General features: G+C 63.2%; 16 protein-coding genes. 8 read left to right on the plus strand and 8 right to left on the minus strand.

Annotated elements, in window-relative coordinates; genetic code table 11:
- Window positions 1–164 precede the first annotated feature (164 nt).
- Together FS777_RS13180 and FS777_RS13185 are read left to right on the plus strand one after the other, a co-directional pair.
- Entirely contained in the window at window positions 165–482 is a 318-nt protein-coding gene (locus tag FS777_RS13180; RefSeq protein ID WP_058605375.1) for a hypothetical protein, read from the plus strand.
- Between the two features lie 68 nt (window positions 483–550).
- On the plus strand, window positions 551–1,327 hold the full coding sequence (locus FS777_RS13185; RefSeq protein ID WP_145255913.1) for an ABC transporter substrate-binding protein: 777 nt from the start codon (window positions 551–553) through the stop codon (window positions 1,325–1,327).
- A 31-nt stretch (window positions 1,328–1,358) separates the two neighbouring features.
- On the opposite strand, the gene FS777_RS13190 is transcribed toward FS777_RS13185, so the two are convergent.
- Genes FS777_RS13190 through FS777_RS13200 form a run of 3 tightly spaced genes read right to left on the minus strand, consistent with a single transcriptional unit; the run spans window position 1,359 to window position 5,418 of the window.
- Window positions 1,359–2,705, minus strand: coding sequence for a cytochrome c (locus FS777_RS13190; RefSeq protein ID WP_145255916.1), 1,347 nt, complete (start codon window positions 2,703–2,705; stop codon window positions 1,359–1,361).
- A 17-nt stretch (window positions 2,706–2,722) separates the two neighbouring features.
- Window positions 2,723–4,963 carry a molybdopterin cofactor-binding domain-containing protein gene (locus FS777_RS13195; protein ID WP_145255920.1) on the minus strand — a complete coding sequence of 747 codons (2,241 nt, stop codon included), beginning with the start codon at window positions 4,961–4,963 and terminating at the stop codon, window positions 2,723–2,725.
- The gene (locus tag FS777_RS13200) at window positions 4,963–5,418 is read right to left on the minus strand and encodes a (2Fe-2S)-binding protein (RefSeq protein ID WP_058638345.1); all 456 of its coding nucleotides are present in this window, start codon (window positions 5,416–5,418) and stop codon (window positions 4,963–4,965) included. The genes FS777_RS13195 and FS777_RS13200 overlap by 1 nt, the downstream gene beginning before the upstream one ends.
- Before the next feature lie 261 nt (window positions 5,419–5,679).
- On the opposite strand from FS777_RS13200, the gene FS777_RS13205 reads away from it, so the two are divergent.
- From FS777_RS13205 to FS777_RS13220, 4 genes are all read left to right on the plus strand, one after another.
- The gene (locus FS777_RS13205) at window positions 5,680–7,866 is read left to right on the plus strand and encodes an OsmC domain/YcaO domain-containing protein (RefSeq protein WP_145255924.1); all 2,187 of its coding nucleotides are present in this window, start codon (window positions 5,680–5,682) and stop codon (window positions 7,864–7,866) included.
- A 194-nt stretch (window positions 7,867–8,060) separates the two neighbouring features.
- On the plus strand, window positions 8,061–8,489 hold the full coding sequence (locus FS777_RS13210; RefSeq protein WP_058638343.1) for a DUF2231 domain-containing protein: 429 nt from the start codon (window positions 8,061–8,063) through the stop codon (window positions 8,487–8,489).
- Complete coding sequence (locus FS777_RS13215; protein WP_078478523.1) at window positions 8,486–9,775, plus strand: sorbosone dehydrogenase family protein; 1,290 nt, start codon at window positions 8,486–8,488, stop codon at window positions 9,773–9,775. The genes FS777_RS13210 and FS777_RS13215 overlap by 4 nt, the downstream gene beginning before the upstream one ends.
- Window positions 9,776–9,964: 189 nt before the next feature.
- Window positions 9,965–10,498: a DMT family transporter gene (locus FS777_RS13220; protein ID WP_145255928.1), complete on the plus strand. Its 534-nt coding sequence runs from the start codon at window positions 9,965–9,967 to the stop codon at window positions 10,496–10,498.
- Here the strand turns inward: FS777_RS13220 and FS777_RS13225 are convergent.
- On the minus strand, window positions 10,483–11,391 hold the full coding sequence (locus FS777_RS13225; protein ID WP_145255931.1) for a LysR family transcriptional regulator: 909 nt from the start codon (window positions 11,389–11,391) through the stop codon (window positions 10,483–10,485). The genes FS777_RS13220 and FS777_RS13225 overlap by 16 nt on opposite strands.
- A 136-nt stretch (window positions 11,392–11,527) precedes the next feature.
- Here FS777_RS13225 and FS777_RS13230 point away from each other — a divergent pair, with 136 nt between their 5' ends.
- Window positions 11,528–12,742 carry a YeeE/YedE family protein gene (locus tag FS777_RS13230; RefSeq protein ID WP_078478525.1) on the plus strand — a complete coding sequence of 405 codons (1,215 nt, stop codon included), beginning with the start codon at window positions 11,528–11,530 and terminating at the stop codon, window positions 12,740–12,742.
- Window positions 12,743–12,877: 135 nt separating this feature from the next.
- On the opposite strand, the gene FS777_RS13235 is transcribed toward FS777_RS13230, so the two are convergent.
- A complete protein-coding gene (locus FS777_RS13235) occupies window positions 12,878–13,207 on the minus strand; it encodes a hypothetical protein (RefSeq protein WP_145255934.1) in 330 nt (109 codons plus the stop codon).
- A 74-nt stretch (window positions 13,208–13,281) separates the two neighbouring features.
- Window positions 13,282–13,932, minus strand: coding sequence for a DUF998 domain-containing protein (locus FS777_RS13240; RefSeq protein WP_058638338.1), 651 nt, complete (start codon window positions 13,930–13,932; stop codon window positions 13,282–13,284).
- Window positions 13,933–14,072: 140 nt separating this feature from the next.
- On the opposite strand from FS777_RS13240, the gene FS777_RS13245 reads away from it, so the two are divergent.
- Window positions 14,073–14,822, plus strand: coding sequence for a FadR/GntR family transcriptional regulator (locus FS777_RS13245; protein WP_058638384.1), 750 nt, complete (start codon window positions 14,073–14,075; stop codon window positions 14,820–14,822).
- A gap of 45 nt (window positions 14,823–14,867) precedes the next feature.
- Here FS777_RS13245 and FS777_RS13250 read toward each other — a convergent pair whose 3' ends face one another.
- Complete coding sequence (locus FS777_RS13250) at window positions 14,868–16,460, minus strand: aldehyde dehydrogenase (NADP(+)) (RefSeq protein WP_078478528.1); 1,593 nt, start codon at window positions 16,458–16,460, stop codon at window positions 14,868–14,870.
- A 24-nt stretch (window positions 16,461–16,484) separates the two neighbouring features.
- Window positions 16,485–18,038: a galactarate dehydratase gene (garD, locus tag FS777_RS13255; protein WP_145255937.1), complete on the minus strand. Its 1,554-nt coding sequence runs from the start codon at window positions 18,036–18,038 to the stop codon at window positions 16,485–16,487.
- Window positions 18,039–18,044: the final 6 nt, after the last annotated feature.

Genomic DNA, 18,044 nt, shown 5'->3' on the forward strand with positions numbered 1-18,044 from the left:
TCCATTGCGCGACCTGCTGGTCACTTTTAGTTCTTGGGCGGATGACCCTTTCTGTGCCGTGTTCTGTTAACCTGATCGACATCACCCGGGCCTGCTTGTCCGAGTAGCGTGGACACGCTGCTGCTCGTGGCCTGCGCCGCATCAGGAAACGGAGATTCGTCAACATGGCCACTGATCGTGTGAGCCTGATTCATTTCGATAAATTGAGCATGAGCCCCGCTGCGGCCGATCGCTTCCAGCAGGCCCTCGACGCCCTGGAAACGCTGAAACTGCAGGATCGTTATGTCTACCTCATCGCGCCTTATCTGGGTGATATCGCCGACGCCTCCGATGCTGAACAATTGGCCACTGCCGTCGAGCAAGGCCTGCGCGTGGTCGACGAGCTGCTGAGCGGCAAGTCGGTCACCAAGGCCAAGGCCGACGAGGTGCGCGAGGTTTTCCAGCGGGCAGGGGCGCGCGCGCGGCTGGAACTGACCGCCTGAAGCAGCTTATTGTCTAGGGCCCAGCACAGGGATCGAGGTATCACAGCGTCGTCTGCCGGAGGTCTCGCATGATCAAGGGTTGGGTTGGCCTGTTGTGCCTTGGGCTATTGCCACTGCTGGCAATGGCTGCCGAGCCGTGTAAACGGCTTACCGCCACTGGAAACCCGGAATATCCCCCCTACCTTTGGCGTGACCCCCTGGACCCGCACCATCTGATTGGGGCCAGTGCGGATCTGATCACGCGCCTGGCCAACAGCCTTGGCCTGGAAATCGACGTCCTCTATGTAGGCCCTTGGTCCAGGGCCCAGGAAGAGGTTCGTACCGGCAGGGTCGACCTGATGGCCGGCTACTTCATCACCGACGCCCGCCAGCAGCAGATGGACTTCATCCTGCCGGCATTCCTCTACACACCGAGCGTGATCTGGGCCCGTCAGGGGCATGGCTTCGTCTACGGGCAATGGTCGGACCTGCAGGGGCTCAAGGGTGGAACGCTGGTCAATAACAGTCACGGCCAGCCGTTCGATGCTTACGCCAAGCAGCACCTGACGCTCGAAGCGGTGCCCAGCGCCAGGCAAGCTTTCGAAAAGCTGATGCACGGGCGCAGTGACTATGTGATCTATGAGCAGTACCCAGGCCTAGCCCTGGCGCGCACCTTGGGCATCGACCAGCAGGTGCTGGTGCTGCAGCCGCCTGTCTCCAGCGAAGGCCTGTACCTGGCCCTGTCCAAGGCTTCGCCGTGCAATCAGCCGGCGCTGCGCGAAGCCCTGAGCCGGGCGATGCAGCAGCTCAACGCGCAGGAGGTACCGCAGCAGCTGCTCAAACTCAACCTGGAGCGCAGCCGCTAAGGCCTTCCGGTACTCGAATGCGCGGCATGGGTCAGCGCATCTGCAGGATGATCGGACTAGGGCTGGCAGGATCGGTATCTTTGCGCAGCTTGGCCACTGCCGCGGCTTCGACGGCGTTGCCGTGGTTACCCCAGGCACTTCGGATATAGCTCAGCACCTCTGCTGTTTCCTGATCGCTCAGTTGTGCACGCATGGCGGGCATGCGGTAGGCATCGGGCCTGCCATCGGCCACGGCCCGCTGCGACCCGTTCAGGGTGATGTTGATGGCTGAAGCAGCCTCCTTTGCAAGCAACGAAGTGGCGCCGGCCAAGGGCGGCATCCACTCACCCTGGCCCTTGCCGTCCATGCCGTGGCAGGTAGCACAGCGCGCCATGTACGTGCGTACGCCTGGGCGCGCCAGCTGGGCGAGCGTCGGCTCAGGCTGGTACTGCCAGGGTTTGCCATCTCGGGATGGATCGCCGGGCAGTGCCTTGAGGTAGTGGGCGATGGCCTGTAGATCGCCATCGGTCATGAACTGCGTGGAGTTGTTGAATGCCTCGGTCATCGAGCCGAAGACCACGGCATGTCGATTGCGACCGGTCTTGAGAAACTGCACCACCTCAGCTTCGTTCCAGCGGCCAAGGCCGGTGTTAGGGTCATTGCGCAAACTGGGCGCGTACCAGCCGTCGAGCAAGGCGCCTGCGAGATACGGGGCGCCTGACTCGTCGAAGGCTTTTTCATTGAAAGCCAGGCCTCGGGGGGTATGGCAGCTGCCGCAGTGCCCAGGCCCCTGCACGATGTAGGCGCCGCGATTCCACAGTGCATTCTGGTCGTCCTTCGCCACGTAAGGGCTCGCAGGTGCGAACGCGCCGTTCCACAGGGCGATGGGCCAGCGTAGGTTCAATGGCCAAGGTATGTCGCCAGGCGTGTTCGGCTGTCGTGCAGGCTGAACACTGCGCATGAAGAAGGCGTAAAGCGCACGTATGTCGTCGTCGCTGAGCTTGGCGTAGGAGGGGTACGGCATGGCGGGATAGAGGCGGCGCCCGCCAGGCGCCACACCGTGGCGCACGGCCCGGTCGAAGTCGGCCAGCGAGTAGGCGCCGATGCCTGTCTCCGGGTCGGGTGTGATGTTGGTGGCGTGGATCGTGCCAAGCGGGGTAGCCATCTCGAGCCCCCCGGCCATCGGCGGTTCGCCAGGCAGGCTGTGGCAGGCGACGCAATCGCCCAGCCTTGCGACGTATTCCCCGCGACTGATCAATGCCGGGTCGTCGGTGGCGCGTGCCTGCTCATCAGAGAACGGCGAGGCAGGTTCACGGGTGACGTACCAACCGGCCAGGCCGGCGGCGACCGCGCAGGGCAGCAACAGCCAGCCAAGGGTTCTAGCAGTACGAGGGTGCATGGCGGCGTCCTTGTCGGTCAGTTGAAGGTATGACGGCTCATGGGCAGGCTGCGAACCCGTTGTCCGGTCAGTTGGGCCACGGCATTGGCCACCGCCGGTGCTACCGCGGGCAACGGTGGCTCGCCGATACCGCCCATCTTCGCGCCACTCTCAACGATGCGTACATGTACCCGAGCCATGCGCGCAGGCGGCAGGATCGGGTACAGGTCATAGTTGCGCGCACGCGGCATGCCATCGACGTACACCGCTTCCTCGACCAGCGTCTGCGACAACCCCAAGGCCACCGCGCCATTGACCTGGTGCTCGATAATGGCCGGATTGACGATGCTACCCGGATCGATCGCCTGCCAGATGTCGTGGACCTTCACTTGGCCGTCTTCGATGGAGACCTCGGCGATCACGGCCGCTTCGGACCCGAAAGGGGACGCCATCGCCAAGCCTCGGGCCCGCCGCGTGCCATCCTCGGCAGTGAAAGGCCCTCGTTTCCAGCCCCCTGAAAGCTCGACGACCGCTTGCAACAACTGGGTCAGGCGCGGGTTGTCTCGCAGCAGGTGCCGACGAAGGGCCAGAGGGTCCTGGCCTCCTTTGTCCGCCAGCTCGTCCAGGAAAGACTCATAGAAGAAGTCATTGAGCGAGTTGCCCACCGACCGCCAATAACCGAGCATGGCCGGGCCTTTGACGTACACCTGTGCGATGCGCTTGTTGGCTATGGCATAGGCCTTGCCCGATAGCCCTTCCAGTGCCGTGGGGTCGACCTTGTCACCTTGCTTGCCGGCCAGGGCTTCGGTGGGGCCTTCCGTGGCGCTGACCGCCTCCAGGACTACCGGCAAGCCTTCGGCATCGAGCCCGGCGCGGAACTTGACCGCGGCGACAGGGCGTAGCACATCGCGAAGGAACTCTTCCTCGCGGCTCCAGATCAGCTTGACGGGCTGGCCTACCGCCTTGGCCAGGGCGATGGCCTGCGGGTAAGGGTTGGCGGACTCATACAGGAAGTGTCGACCGAAGAAGCCGCCAAGCAGCGGCGAGTGCAGCGTAATCTGGTCGGGTGACAGCCCGGTACGCTTGGCGATGTCATCGCGGAACATGTCGGGCGCCTGGTTGGGCAGCCAGACCTCCAGTGTGCCGTCGGGGTTGAAGCGGGCCAGGGCAGAAGGGGGCTCGAGCTGGGCATGGTTCAGGTACTGGTTGTGGTAGCTGGCCTCGACGGTGGTCACGGCGTTGTCCAGCGCGCTTGCCACGTCTCCGGCCGTTTCTTCATCACGGGTTGGACCCGTGGCACTGGCCAGGTGCTGGAGCCAGCCGTCGCTGGAAAAATCCGCCGGCATGGCCCGCACGGTGGAATCTGCGGCTGGCTCCAGCCACTGTACTTGCAGTGCCTCGACCGCACGCTTGGCGTGCCACCAACGCGGTGCAACCACCGCTACAGCACCGGGCAGGCGATGCACCGAGTGCACGCCCTTCATGGCAGCCACCTGTGCCTCATTGCGCACCTGGCCCACCGTCATGCCCAGGCGAGGGGCATGCTGCACGGCGGCATGAAGCATATTAGGCACGCTGAGGTCGATGCAGTACATGGCCTTGCCGGTGGACTTGTCGTATGCATCCAGGCGCCGAACTGGCTTGCCAATCCAGCGAAAGTGGGCAGGATCACGAAGCTTGACGGTGGCGGGGTCGGGGACCGGCAGGTCCATGGCGCGTTCGGCCAGTTCGCCGTACGCAAGCGTGCGCCCTGACGTGGTATGTACTACGGTACCCGGCGTCGTGGTGAGCTCGCCCACCGCGACACCCAGTTGCTGCGCAGCGGCCTGCAGCAACATCGCCCGCGCCAGTGCGCCCAGGCGGCGCATGGTGGGGTAGCTCATGCGTACGGACATGCTGCCGCCGGTGATGCGCATGCCGTTTTCCATCACCACATAGGCTTGGCCAGGTGGGGCGCTGTCCACGATGAAGTGAGCAGGATCCACATCCAGCTCCTCGCCAACAATCTGCGCCATGGCGGTGAACGGTCCTTGGCCGCCTTCCATGAACGGACTGAGCAGACGGACCGTGCCATCCGGTCGGATTTCCAGGAACGCCGGTACGTGGGTGCCTCGCTGCACATCGGCAGCAGCTTGCACACGCGCAACGCCCGTCGGCAGGCCGAAGCCCAGGACCAATGCGCCTGCAGCCGTGCCGACGAGGAAGCGGCGACGCGAGAGATTGACGGTTTCGCCAACTTGCAATCTATGCAGTTCAGCAACGGGATCAGGCGTGCTCATCAGGCTTTGGCTCCCTGCGCCAGGTCATGCATGGCTGCATGAATAGCGTTGTAGGTGCCGCAGCGGCACAGGTTGATCATGGCTGCATCGATCTGCTCGGCGCTGGGTGCCGGGGTATGCTTGAGCAGCGCGGTCGCTGCCATTACCTGACCGGATTGGCAGTACCCGCATTGCGCGACCTGGTGTTCCACCCAAGCCGCTACCACCCGCTTGCCCACAGGGTCCGCCTCGATCGCCTCAATGGTCGACACGTGTCGGCCAACCACGCCGGACACCGGGGTCACGCAGGCGCGCACCACAACGCCGTCCACCAGCACCGAGCAAGCCCCGCACTGGGCCAGGCCGCAGCCATACTTGGTACCGGTCATGCCCAGATCGTCGCGGATCACCCACAAAAGGGGCGTGTCGGCGTCTGCATCGACCTGGTGGGTCGTGCCGTTGATGAGTAGTTCCATGGTTCACCTGCCAGTCATCGGTTAGCGCTGTTCTTGTCATGATCGTGGGGTGCGTCGCCCCGTGTAGAAACGCTAGCACAGCGCTGAACCGGTGCCTGCGCCAGGCTGTGCAGATACAGAGGATCAGGCAAGGATTTCCCCGGAATGCGCAAGCGCGAGGCCGCCATTGACGCGCATGCCGGTCGGGGAGGATTTCCGCTGTGAAAAACCGGATAATGCCGACCATTGTGTTTTGCACGCTTAAAATCACGGTAAACCCGCATGGAAATCAAGGTCAATTTTCTCGACAATCTCCGTCTCGAAGCCAAGTTCGATGACTTCACGGTGATCGCCGATCAACCGATCCGCTACAAGGGCGATGGCTCGGCCCCTGGGCCATTCGACTATTTCCTGGCGTCCTCGGCGCTGTGCGCGGCTTACTTCGTCAAGCTCTACTGCCAGACACGCGGCATTCCCACCGAAAACATACGCCTGTCGCAGAACAACATCGTCGACCCCGAGAACCGCTACAACCAGGTGTTCAAGATCCAGGTGGAGCTGCCGGAAGACATCACCGACAAGGACCGCCAGGGCATCTTGCGTTCGATCGAGCGCTGCACGGTCAAGAAGGTGGTGCAGACCGGTCCGCAATTCGTGATCGAGGTGGTCGACAACCTCGATGCCGATGCCCAGGGTTTGCTCATGCCGGTGGCCGAAACCAGCACCCGTATCCCTGGCAAGGACCTGCCACTGGAACAGACGATTGCCAACATGTCCGGCATCCTGGCCGACCTCGGCATGAAGATCGAAATTGCTTCGTGGCGCAATATCGTGCCCAACGTCTGGTCGTTGCATGTGCGCGATGCGCAGTCGCCCATGTGCTTCACCAATGGCAAGGGCGCTACCAAAGAAGCGGCGCTGGCGTCTGCCCTGGGCGAATTCATCGAGCGGCTGAACTGCAATTTCTTCTACAACGATCAGTTCTGGGGAGAGGAGCTGGCCAATGCGGCGTTCGTGCACTACCCGGACGAACAGTGGTTCAAGCCCGGCCCTCGGGATGCCCTGCCTGACGAAATCCTCGACGCGCATTGCCTGGCCATCTATAACCCCGATGGCGAACTGCGCGGCTCGCACCTGTACGACACCAACTCGGGCAACACCGCCCGGGGCATCTGTTCGCTGCCGTTCGTGCGCCAATCAGACCAGCAGGTGGTGTACTTCCCGTCGAACCTGATCGAGAACCTGTTCCTGAGCAACGGCATGAGCGCGGGCAACACGCTGGCCGAAGCGCAGGTGCAGTGCTTGTCCGAAATCTTCGAGCGTGCGGTCAAGCGTGAAATCCTCGAAGGCGAGCTGTGCCTGCCGGACGTTCCCGCCGAGGTGCTGGCCCGCTATCCGTCCATCGTCGCGGGTATCCAGGGGCTGGAGGAGCAGGGCTTCCCAGTACTGGTCAAGGACGCCTCGCTGGGTGGCGAATTCCCGGTGATGTGCGTCACCCTGATGAACCCGCGCACCGGTGGTGTGTTCGCTTCGTTCGGTGCGCACCCAAGCCTTGAGGTGGCCTTGGAGCGCAGCTTGACCGAACTGCTGCAGGGCCGCAGCTTCGAAGGTTTGAACGACCTGCCACAGCCCACCTTCGAAAGCCACGCCCTGACCGAGCCGAACAATTTCGTCGAGCATTTCATCGACTCCAGCGGTGTTGTGTCGTGGCGCTTCTTCAGCGCCAAGGCTGACTTCGAGTTCGTCGATTGGGATTTCACTGCCCAGGGCGAAGGTGCCAATGCGCAGGAGGCAGCCACCTTGTTCGGCATCCTCGAAGACCTTGGCAAAGAGGTCTACATGGCCGTGTACGACAACCTCGGGGCAATCGCCTGCCGAATCCTGGTGCCAGGCTATTCGGAAATCTACCCGGTCGAGGACCTGATCTGGGACAACACCAACCGGGCGCTTTCTTTCCGCGCCGACATCCTCAACCTGCACCGCCTGGACAATCGCTCGCTCAAGCTGCTGCTCAAACGCCTGGACAATTGCGATGTCGATGACTACACCACCATCACCACGCTGATTGGCGTTGAATTCGACGACAACACGGTATGGGGGCAACTGACCATCCTTGAGCTCAAGCTGCTCATCTGCCTAGCCGTGCAGCGCTTCGAGGAGGCCAAAGAGCTGGTCGAGGCGTTTCTTCAGTTCAACGACAACACCGTGGAACGGGGGCTGTTCTACCAGGCGCTTAATGTGGCATTGGAAGTGCAATTGGACGATGAACTGGACATGGCCGACTACGAAGTCAATTTCCGCCGCATGTTCGGCAGCCCGCGCATGGATGCGGTGCTGGGCTCGATCGAGGGAAGCGTGCGCTTCCACGGCCTGACCCCGACCAGCATGAAGCTCGAAGGGCTGGATCGCCACCTGCGTCTGATCGACAGCTACAAGAAGCTGCACGCCGCTCGGGCGCGACTGGCCTGACGTCTGGCAGGCATGCGGGCCTGGATAGGCCGCGTATGCCACGAAGGGCAGCGGTTCGGGGTTTTTTGCAGGATATTTCAGCTATGTATGGCTGAACTATCGGCTCGTCAAGGTGCTCATTTGCTAGGCGCACCCTGCGTATCCCCGCGGGCCGTCTCTCGTCGGCCCCGGTCACTGAACGAAAAGGAGGCACCGTGACCGTTTCCGACCCTACCCTGTACCGCTGCAGACCCGGCCCGCTGCATGCATTATTGTTGGCGGGCACCGTGCCACTGTTCCTGGGGGCAATGATTAGTGACATTGCCTACTACAACAGCTACCAGATCCAATGGAGCAACTTTGCCGCCTGGCTGATCGCAGGCGGGTTGGTGTTCTGCGGGCTGGCCCTGCTGTTCGCCCTGGCCAACCTGATCAGCGCTCGACACAAGACCGGGCGGCCAACCCTTTACTTCTTGCTCTTGCTGGTGACGTGGGTGCTGGGGTTGGTCAACGCCTTCGAGCATGCCAAGGACGCCTGGGCTGTGATGCCGTCCGGGCTGGTACTGTCGGTGATCGTGACCGTGCTCGCTGTGGTGACGGCATGGCTTGGCTTGAGCAACCTGCGTTCGGGAGGTGAAGCATGAGAGCGCTGCACGCTGTGAGCTTGTTGTCCCTTTCGCTGTTGCTGGCGGCTTGCGGCGGTGAGGGTGACCCCACCCAGGCCCGTGGGCCTGACCCGAAGCTGCCCGAGCCCCAGCGCGGTCTGCTGCCCAGCATGAAGATCGCCGAGCCGGTGGCCTGGGGGCAGCAAAAGCCGACCGTGCCCGACGGTTTCAGCATCACGGCCATCGCGACCGACTTGAAGATCCCGCGTCAGAGCCTGGTGCTTCCCAATGGCGACATCCTGGTGGCCGAAGGGCGGGGCGGCAGCGCTGCCAAACTCAAGCCCAAGGATGTGATCGCCAGCCAGATCAAGGCCAAGGGCAATACCCAGGTCAAGGGCGGCAACCGCCTGACCCTGTTGCGCGATGCCGATGGTGATGGCAAGTATGAGCTGCAGACCGTCTTTGCCGAGAACCTGAATGCGCCTTATGGCCTGGCATTTGCCGATGGCAAGTTGTACGTGGCCAATCAGGATGCGCTGGTGCGCTTCGACTACCGCGACGGCCAGACAAAGGCCGACGGCCCGCCGGTCAAGCTCACCGACCTGCCGGCCGAGGTCAACCACCACTGGACCAAAGCCCTGACCATCAGCCCGGACGGCCGCTTCCTCTATGTCGGCATCGGTTCGAACAGCAACATCACCGAGCGCGGCCTTGAGGTCGAGATCGACCGTGCGATGGTATGGGAAGTCGATGCCCAGACGGGCGCACATCGGCCCTACGCCACCGGGCTGCGCAACCCCACTGCACTGGCTATCCAGCCGGGTACCGGGCAGCTCTGGACAGTGGTCAACGAGCGCGACGAACTGGGCCCAGACCTGGTCCCCGACTACCTGACGTCCGTGCGTGAGGGCGGCTTTTACGGCTGGCCCTACAGCTACTGGGGGCAGAACGTCGACGACCGAGTGCGGCCGCAGAATCCTGACAAAGTAGCTGCGGCGATCAAGCCCGACTACAGCCTGGGGTCGCATGTCGCGGCGCTGGGTGTCGACTTCTCAACGGCCGCCATGGGCCAAGGCTTTGCCGAGGGGGTGTTCGTGGGCGAGCACGGCAGCTGGAACAGGCCGAACCCGGTTGGCTACAAGGTCATCTTCGTGCCGTTCAGCAACGGCAAGCCGGCAGGCGAGCCCATCGATTTCGCCACCGGCTTTCGAGGTGAAGATGGCAAGACGCGTGGGCGTCCAGTGGGTGTGACAGTCGATCCGCGTGGGGCATTGATCATTGCGGACGATCTGGCCAACACCGTCTGGCGGGTGACGCGCAACTGATGCAATCGGCTGCAGGGGCGGGACTGTCCGCCCCTATGGCTTACTCTCTAGGATCACGGCGATTACGCCTTGGCGTAGCCACGCAGATTCGCTATTCGCCACACGAATAGTTTCCATCTCAGCTTTCGATTTCCATGCGAGGCGTCAATAGCCTCATGCTGAACCCCGTCCTGTTTAGCGAGAACGGTAATGTTCAGTAAATCCCTGATGATAGTGCTGTTACCCATTGTTTTGGCATTGATTGCAGGCGCGGTTCTGCCGTTTCAAGCGGCGGGCAATGCCGCTGCGGGCAGGGCCCTTGGCCACTGGCTGTGGGGCGCCTTCGCATCGCTTGCCGTCAGCGCCGTGGTTGTCATTGCAGCGCTGCTGGTGTTGCGGGTACCTGCGCCTGACATCGGCAAGGCCATGCAAGGCCCATGGTGGCTCTGGATCGGCGGTGTGCTGGGCGCCCTGTATGTGGCAGGGGCGGCGGCGCTGACGCCCAAGCTTGGCGCGGCAGGCTTTCTGGTGCTGGTGGTGGCAGGGCAGATCGTTACGGCGGTGGTTGCTGATCATTTTGCCATCATGAACCTGCCTGGCAGGCCCTTGGGGCTGGCGCGAATTTTCGGGCTTGTGATGATCCTGGCCGGCGTGTGGTTGGTGCAGGGTCAGTGGGCCACCAGTACCCCCAGCAAAAGCGAGCCCGCGGTGGAGCGCTCAAGCCACGATCATACCTCTGGCTGACAGCATGCCAGCACCGTCTCGCGCAGCCAGCGATGCCCTGCATCACCCTGCTTGCGGCTGTGCCAGGCTTGCCGGTAATCGATGCTGTCCAAAGGCAGCGGAGGGACGAACTCACACAGCCCCCCATGGGCAGGCAGCGGGGCGAGGGCCCGTCGCGCTACGGTCAGAATCAGGTCGGTATCTTTCACTACTTCTACGGCTGCGCTCCAGTGCGGCAGCGCCAGGGCAATGTGCCGGCGCTGACCTTGGGAGGCCAGTGCACGGTCAATCTCATCGAAGGCGTCGGGGCGCGTAGCCACCAGCACATGGGGGCGCGCCAACCACTGGCTCAAGCTCAATTCGCCCCTGGCCGGCAGCGTCTGATGGTCAGCCACGCTTACGAAGCGATCGGCAAACAGTGACTGGGCGGTGATGCCTTGAGGTAATTCCGGAAAGACCCCCAGCGCCAGGTCCAGTTCTCCATCGAGCAACTGAGCCACCATTGCCTCGCGACTGGCCTGGCTGACCGCCAGGTCGATGCCCGGGGCAACGCGCCGCACATGGCGCAGTAGAGGTGGCAGGATGATCCGTGCTGCATAGTCCGACAGCGAGAGACGGAAGCGTCGCCGGGCCTGCGTAGCATCGAATTGCGGCGTGCTCAGCAGCCCCTCCAGATTGGCCAATGCGTCCTCCAGCGGTTGGGCCAACGCCTGAGCCCGCGCGGTGAGCGTCATCGTGCCACCCTGACGTACCAGCAGAGGATCATCGAAATGATCGCGCAACTGCGCCAGCGCATGGCTGACGGCCGGCTGGCTGCGGTGCAGGCGAATGGCGGCGCGTGTTACATGCCGCTCGGTAAGCAGGGCGTGCAGGGCCAGCAGCAGGTTCAGGTCGATTCGGCGCAATTGATCCATGGTTCGGGCGTCTGATCCATAAGGGGGCAGGGGCCAAGCCTAACAAATGCGCGCCTGCACTGCTGGCGGCACTACACGACCTCACCGGTGGTTGCCGTTATACTGCGCACCTGTTCGATTTTTTCCGAGTATTTCGATGGGTCTTTCCGCTACCGTTTCACCTGAACCGCGCCGTCTGGGCGCACCCCTTGTCGCGTTGGGTCTACTGATAGCTGGCGCTTGGTTCCTGGATGTCAATGCAGGCTTCAGGCAGGTCCTGCTTCTGCTGCTGGGGGCTGCGCTGGGCCTGACGTTGTATCACGCGGCCTTCGGCTTCACCTCTGCCTGGCGCGTGTTCATCAATGAGCGGCGCGGCGCCGGCTTGCGTGCGCAGATGGTCATGCTGGCGCTGGCCGTACTGCTGTTCTTCCCGGCGCTTGCAGCCGGCAACCTGTTCGGCACACCCGTGACGGGCCTTGTGGCACCGGCCGGGGTGTCCGTCGTGTTCGGGGCTTTCATCTTCGGCATCGGCATGCAACTGGGGGGCGGCTGCGCGTCGGGCACCTTGTTCACCGTTGGCGGCGGCAATGCCCGCATGCTGGTAACCCTGCTGTTCTTCATCATCGGTTCCGTGACCGCCACGCACCACGCCGACTGGTGGTTTGCCTTGCCATCCTTGCCTGCGACCTCAATCGTGCAGGCATGGGGCCTGGTACCTGCCTTGCTGGTGAGCCTGGGCGTGTTCGGCCTGATCGCCTGGGTCACTGTGCACCTGGAAAAGCGCCGCCACGGCAGGCTTGAACAGCCCGAGCAGCATGACCGGGCAGGTCTGCAACGCTTTGTGCGAGGCCCCTGGCCGTTGCTCTGGGGCGCCGTCGCGTTGGCCGTGCTCAACTATGCCACCCTGGCCTTGGCTGGACGGCCCTGGGGCATCACCTCAGCCTTCGCCTTATGGGGCGCCAAGGTGCTGGACAGCCTGGGTGTTCAGGTGAGCAGCTGGGTGTTCTGGCAGGCACCGGCAAATGCCAAAGCATTGGCTTCGCCGGTCTGGCAGGATGTGACCACCGTCATGGACCTGGGCATCGTGGTGGGGGCGTTGCTTGCAGCAGGCCTTGCCGGGCGTTTTGCGCCAAGCCTGAAGATCCCGCTGCCGTCATTGATTGCCGCCGTCATCGGCGGCCTGTTGCTGGGCTACGGCTCGCGCCTGGCCTACGGCTGCAATATCGGCGCTTATTTCAGCGGTATCGCTTCAGGGAGCCTGCACGGCTGGCTATGGCTGATCGCCGCCTACCTGGGCAACGTGATCGGGGTGCGGCTGCGCCCTGCGTTCTTTGCAGGGGAGCGTCGCGCGACGACCTTGACCGGCTGTTAAGGCGAAGGGCTGGCCCGTTGATACCCGACTGGGCCATTCAACGCAAGGTTCGAAATGGCTGAACCAAGCATGGCGGGAAGGGTAGTTGCTAATATTTTTTATCAACTATGTTTAGTAACTAGTTGATATGTATAGCTATCTGCGTGCCAGCGCATGTTGCACACATTGCTCCTGGTAGGTTTTGCTGATGGCAGCAGGTGAGAGCCTCGAGCGACTGTTATAGGTCTGCTCGGTAATGCCGAAGGCGGTCATGCGCATCCACGGCTTGGCGAACTTGCGTGCCTGCAGCTTCTTGCGTGCGGTATACAGCGTGACCCCAGACAGCTTGGCCTGCTGAGCCTGGGCTGCAATCTGCGCGCCCCACTTGCAGGCTTGGCGATCGTTCTGAGTCAAAGGTCGGGCGTTGGCGCCGATACCTGCCGTAGCCAGCAGGCAGCCCGTCGTGATTGCTAGAATTACTCGCATGTTCCTGTCCTAAGCTTCTGAAGGAGAAGGAAGTTTGCCTCCTCCTTCCAAAGCCGGGGGCCAGCAGTTTGCCTTCAGGCCAGCGCAGCTTTGGCGCCTGTGCTGGCATGTTCGCGCAGGCTGTACCAGGCAATAGCCGCTACCCACAGCACGCCCACCCCATAATTGAGGCGCTGGTAAAGCCCGAACAATTCGCCGCTCTGCATGGCCTGGCCCATGAACCCGACTGTGACAAGTGCCCCAAGGGTACAGGCCAGCGAGAAGACCGCCAGGGCGCGCGAGTGCGCGATGCGGGCGCCAAGCCAGATCCACAGGGCACTGGCGAGGGTCAAGGACAAGAACATCAACAGCCCGGACAGGTTGTGCAACTGCTGCGACGTGGAAGGCTGTTCAGGCGCGCAGCCCTGGTCGCAGGCGAACCATCCCGTGCCCAAGCTGCCAACGGCGTGCAGCAACAACAGCACTGCACTGACCATGGCCAGCCGGGAGCCGCGCCAGCGCCGGGCAATGCCCCAGGCGAACAAGGCGAACAATAATGCTAATGGGAAATTGTTCACCAGCGGGGAAAGATGATGGGTTGGGGCACCGACGGCGCCAAGCTGGCTCATGGCCAATTGCAGATGATCGTAGCCGGGGTAGGCCATGGCGGTCAGTGTGACGCCCAGAGCTAGCCACAATGGAATGAGCAAGCCACAGTTGAGCAGTGATCGGTCGAGCAATTTCATGCAGGCATCCTTCCGTGGAAAGCCCGGACCTTAACAAACGGTGTGGTGATAGTGCCAGCACCGATAGCGTTGCAGCCGTATGTGATCGTACAACTGCCTGCGCTATCATGGCGGCTGTCTTTCAAGGTGAAGCCCAGGGCATGTCAGATCTACAACCACCGCCACGGGCCAGGCGCAAGCCGCGCAGCCTGGCCCAGGAACTTGTCACAGTGCTGACCGAACGCATCCGCAGTGGTCAACTCAAGCGCGGTGACAAGCTGCCGACCGAATCGCAGATCATGGCTGAGGAAGGGGTCAGCCGCACGGTCGTGCGTGAGGCGATCTCGCGCTTGCAAGCCGCCGGGCAGGTGGAGACCCGTCACGGTATCGGTACCTTCGTGCTGGACGCTCCGCCGGTCGGGGGGCTGCGCATCGACCCGGCCACGGTGGTGACGCTGCGCGAAGTACTTGCGGTACTGGAGCTGCGCATCGCCCTCGAAATCGAATCGGCCAGCCTGGCGGCTCAGCGACGCAGCGATGAAGAGCTGGCCGGGATGCGTGCAGCCCTCGATGAGCTAAATGAACAAGCAGCCCATGCTACCGACGCAGTGTCCGCGGACTTTCAATTCCACCTGCGCATTGCCCAGGCCAGCGGTAATCACTATTTCGCCGACATCATCAACCACCTGGGCACCAGCATCATCCCTCGAACCCGCCTCAACTCTGCTCGCCTGGCCCACGACGACCAGCCCCACTACATGAGCCGGTTGATGCATGAGCACGAAGCGATCTATGAGGCGATTGCTCGCCAGGACAGTGAAGGGGCGAAGATGGCCATGCGCATGCACCTGAGCAACAGTCGGGAGCGGCTGCGCCAAGCCCATGAGCGGGCGCAGGTGAGCGGGGCGTGACCTAACCGCCCCAGCCTCCGGGTGTCCCTCATCCCGGCTAACGACTCAAGATCTACCTTGGAGCGCTTCTTCACTCCACTGGCCATTGACCAACCGGCGCAACCCCAGCGGATTGCTGTCGCGCAGCGGCTCGGGCAGCAGCGCCTGGGGGTAGTTCTGGTAGCACACCGGCCGCAGGAATCGGTCGATGGCCAACGTGCCGACAGACGTGCCCCGAGCGTCCGAGGTGGCGGGGTACGGGCCGCCGTGGACCATGGCATCGCATACTTCCACACCTGTTGGATAGCCGTTGACCAGGATGCGGCCGACCTTTTCCTCAAGCAGCGGTACCAACCAGGCGAACGCAGCAAAGTCTTCCGGCTCGCCGATCAGCGTCGCGGTCAGTTGGCCTCTCAGGCCCTGCAGGGCGCTGCGCAGTTGTTCCTCGTCGCGCGCTTGCACCGCTACTGTCGTCGGACCGAAGACTTCTTCCTGCAAAAGCGGGTCGGACGCCACTAGCAGGCGGGCCTCGGCTTTGAACAGTTGTGCACGTGCCTGGGGGCCTGTCTGCGGCTGGCCGGCCAGGTGCACGATGCCGTCATGGGCGTGAAGGTGATCCAGCCCACTGACATAGCTTCGCAGGCCACCTGCATTGAGCATGGTCTGGCCGGCCTGTTGGTCCAGATGGGTGCCCAAGTCTTCGAGGAATTGGCTGAAAGCGGACGATTGCAGGCCTATCACCAACCCCGGGTTGGTGCAGAACTGCCCAGCCCCCATGCAAACGGAGCCTGCCAGTTCACGCGCAATGGCTTCGCCGCGCTTGGCCAGCGCCCCGGGCAGGACAATCACCGGGTTGATGCTCGACATTTCGGCAAACACCGGGATCGGCTGGGGGCGCTCGGCGGCCATGCGGCACAGGGCATCGCCACCTTTGAGCGAGCCGGTGAAGCCCACTGCCTGGATGGCCGGATGCTTGACCAATGGCTCACCCACGCCTGCCCCGAACACCATGTTGAACACACCTTTGGGCATGCCGGTACGGGCGACCGCGCGTTCGATGGCACAACCGACCAGGTCGGCGGTGGCCATATGGCCGCTGTGCGCCTTGAATACCACCGGGCAACCGGCAGCCAGTGCAGCAGCGGTGTCACCACCGGCGGTAGAGAAGGCCAGGGGGAAGTTGCTAGCGCCGAACACCGCTACAGGACCAACGCCGATGCGCATCTGTCGCAGGTCCACCCGCGGCAGCGGCTTACGGTCTGGTTGGGCCAGGTCGATGCGCGCACCCAGATAGTCGCCTCGGCGCAGCACCTGAGCAAACAGGCGCATCTGACCACTGGTCCTGCCGCGCTCACCCTGGATCCGAGCTGTCGGTAAGGCGGTTTCACGGCACACGATCGCCACGAAGGCATCGTCGAGCGCATCGAGCTCCGCGGCAATGGCGTCCAGAAACTCGGCGCGGCGTGCCGGTGGCAATTGGCGAAACCCTGCGAAGGCGGCCTGTGCGGCCTCGGCCGCCTCGGTCACCTCGCCCTCGGTGGCTTGTGCGAAGCTATAGGGCAGGGGCTCGCCAGTGGTGGCATCCAGGCTTTGCAGGCGCTGCGTGCCGGCTGCGCTGCGCTGGCTGGCGATGAAGTTGTGGCCAAGAATCTCTGGCATCTGGAACTCCTCAAGGACAAGGGATCAGGTAATGGGTGCGGGATTGAACAGGGTGATGTCGTTATGCAGGCGGTGTTGCTCGGCCCAGGTGTGATTGCGCCCGCTGGCCACGTCCAGGTAGAAGTGGAATAGCTCCCAGCCCAGCTCCTCGATGGTGCTGCGGCCCGTGGCGATGCGCCCGGCGTCAATGTCGATGAGGTCCGGCCAGCGCTGCGCCAGCTCGGTGCGGGTGCACACCTTCACTACCGGCGCCATCGCCAGGCCATAGGGCGTACCGCGGCCGGTAGTGAACACATGCAGGTTCATCCCGGCGGCCAGCTGCAGGGTGCCGCAGACGAAGTCGCTGGCAGGGGTGGCACAGAAGATAAGCCCCTTGCCGCTCACCCGTTCCCCTGGCCCGAGCACACCTTGAATGGCGCCGCTGCCTGACTTGACGATCGAGCCCAGTGCTTTCTCGACAATGTTCGACAAGCCGCCTTTCTTGTTGCCTGGCGTGGTATTGGCGCTGCGATCGGCAGCGCCCTGGTGCAGGTAGCGGTCGTACCAGTCCATTTCGCGTACCAGCGCATCGGCCACCTGCCGGTCCTGGGCGCGGGAGGTAAGCATGTAGATGGCGTCGCGCACCTCGGTCACTTCTGAGAACAGCACCGTTGCACCGGCCCGCACGAGCAGGTCTGCCGCGTAGCCAAGTGCCGGGTTGGCGGTGATGCCCGAGAAGGCATCGCTGCCGCCGCACTGCATGCCCAGGATCAACTCACTGGCCGGCACGGTCTCGCGCCTGCGCTTGTCGAGTTTCTTCAGGCGGGTTTCGGCCAGGGCCATGATCTGCTCGATCATCTCAGTGAAGCCCAGGCTTGCGTCCTGCAGGCGATACAGCCAGGGCTCGCTGAGGTCGACCGAGGGGTCGTCGTCGTGCATCACCTGGCTGGCCTGCAGTTTTTCACAACCCAGGCTGATGACCAGCGCTTCGCCACCCAGGTTGGGGTTGCGCGCCAGGTTGCGCACGGTGCGGATGGGGATATAGGCATCGCGGGCATTGATGGCCACGCCGCAGCCGTAGCTGTGGGTGAGGGCGACCACATCGTCCACATTCCGATAGCGCGGCAGCAGCTCGTGGCGGATGCGCTTGACGGCATGCTCCAGCACCCCAGTGACGCATTGCACGGTGGTGGTGATACCCAGGATATTACGAGTGCCAACCGTGCCGTCGGCATTGCGATAGCCTTCGAAGGTATGGCCCTGCAGCGGCGGTTGTGGCTGGGGAACTGCATCGCAGCATGGCAGATTGTCCAGCTCAGGCGGGGCGGGCATGGCCAGCTGCCCCTCCTGCACCCAACTGCCCTGGCGCAGGTCCTCAAGGGCATAACCGATCACCTGGCCATAGCGTCGAACCGCTTGGCCCTTGGGGATAGGCACGGTGGCCACCTTGTGGCTCTGCGGCACGTCTTCTACCAGGGTCAGCCCGTCGACGAACCGGGCCCCTTCGCCCAGGCCGCCGTCATTGACCACCACCACGACATTGTCGTCCTCGTGCAGGCGGATGTAGCGCGGCGATTCGGAATGTTCGATCAGCTGCATGTTCGG

This window comes from Pseudomonas sp. DE0157, assembly GCF_007678615.1.
Lineage (GTDB): Bacteria > Pseudomonadota > Gammaproteobacteria > Pseudomonadales > Pseudomonadaceae > Aquipseudomonas > Aquipseudomonas parafulva_B.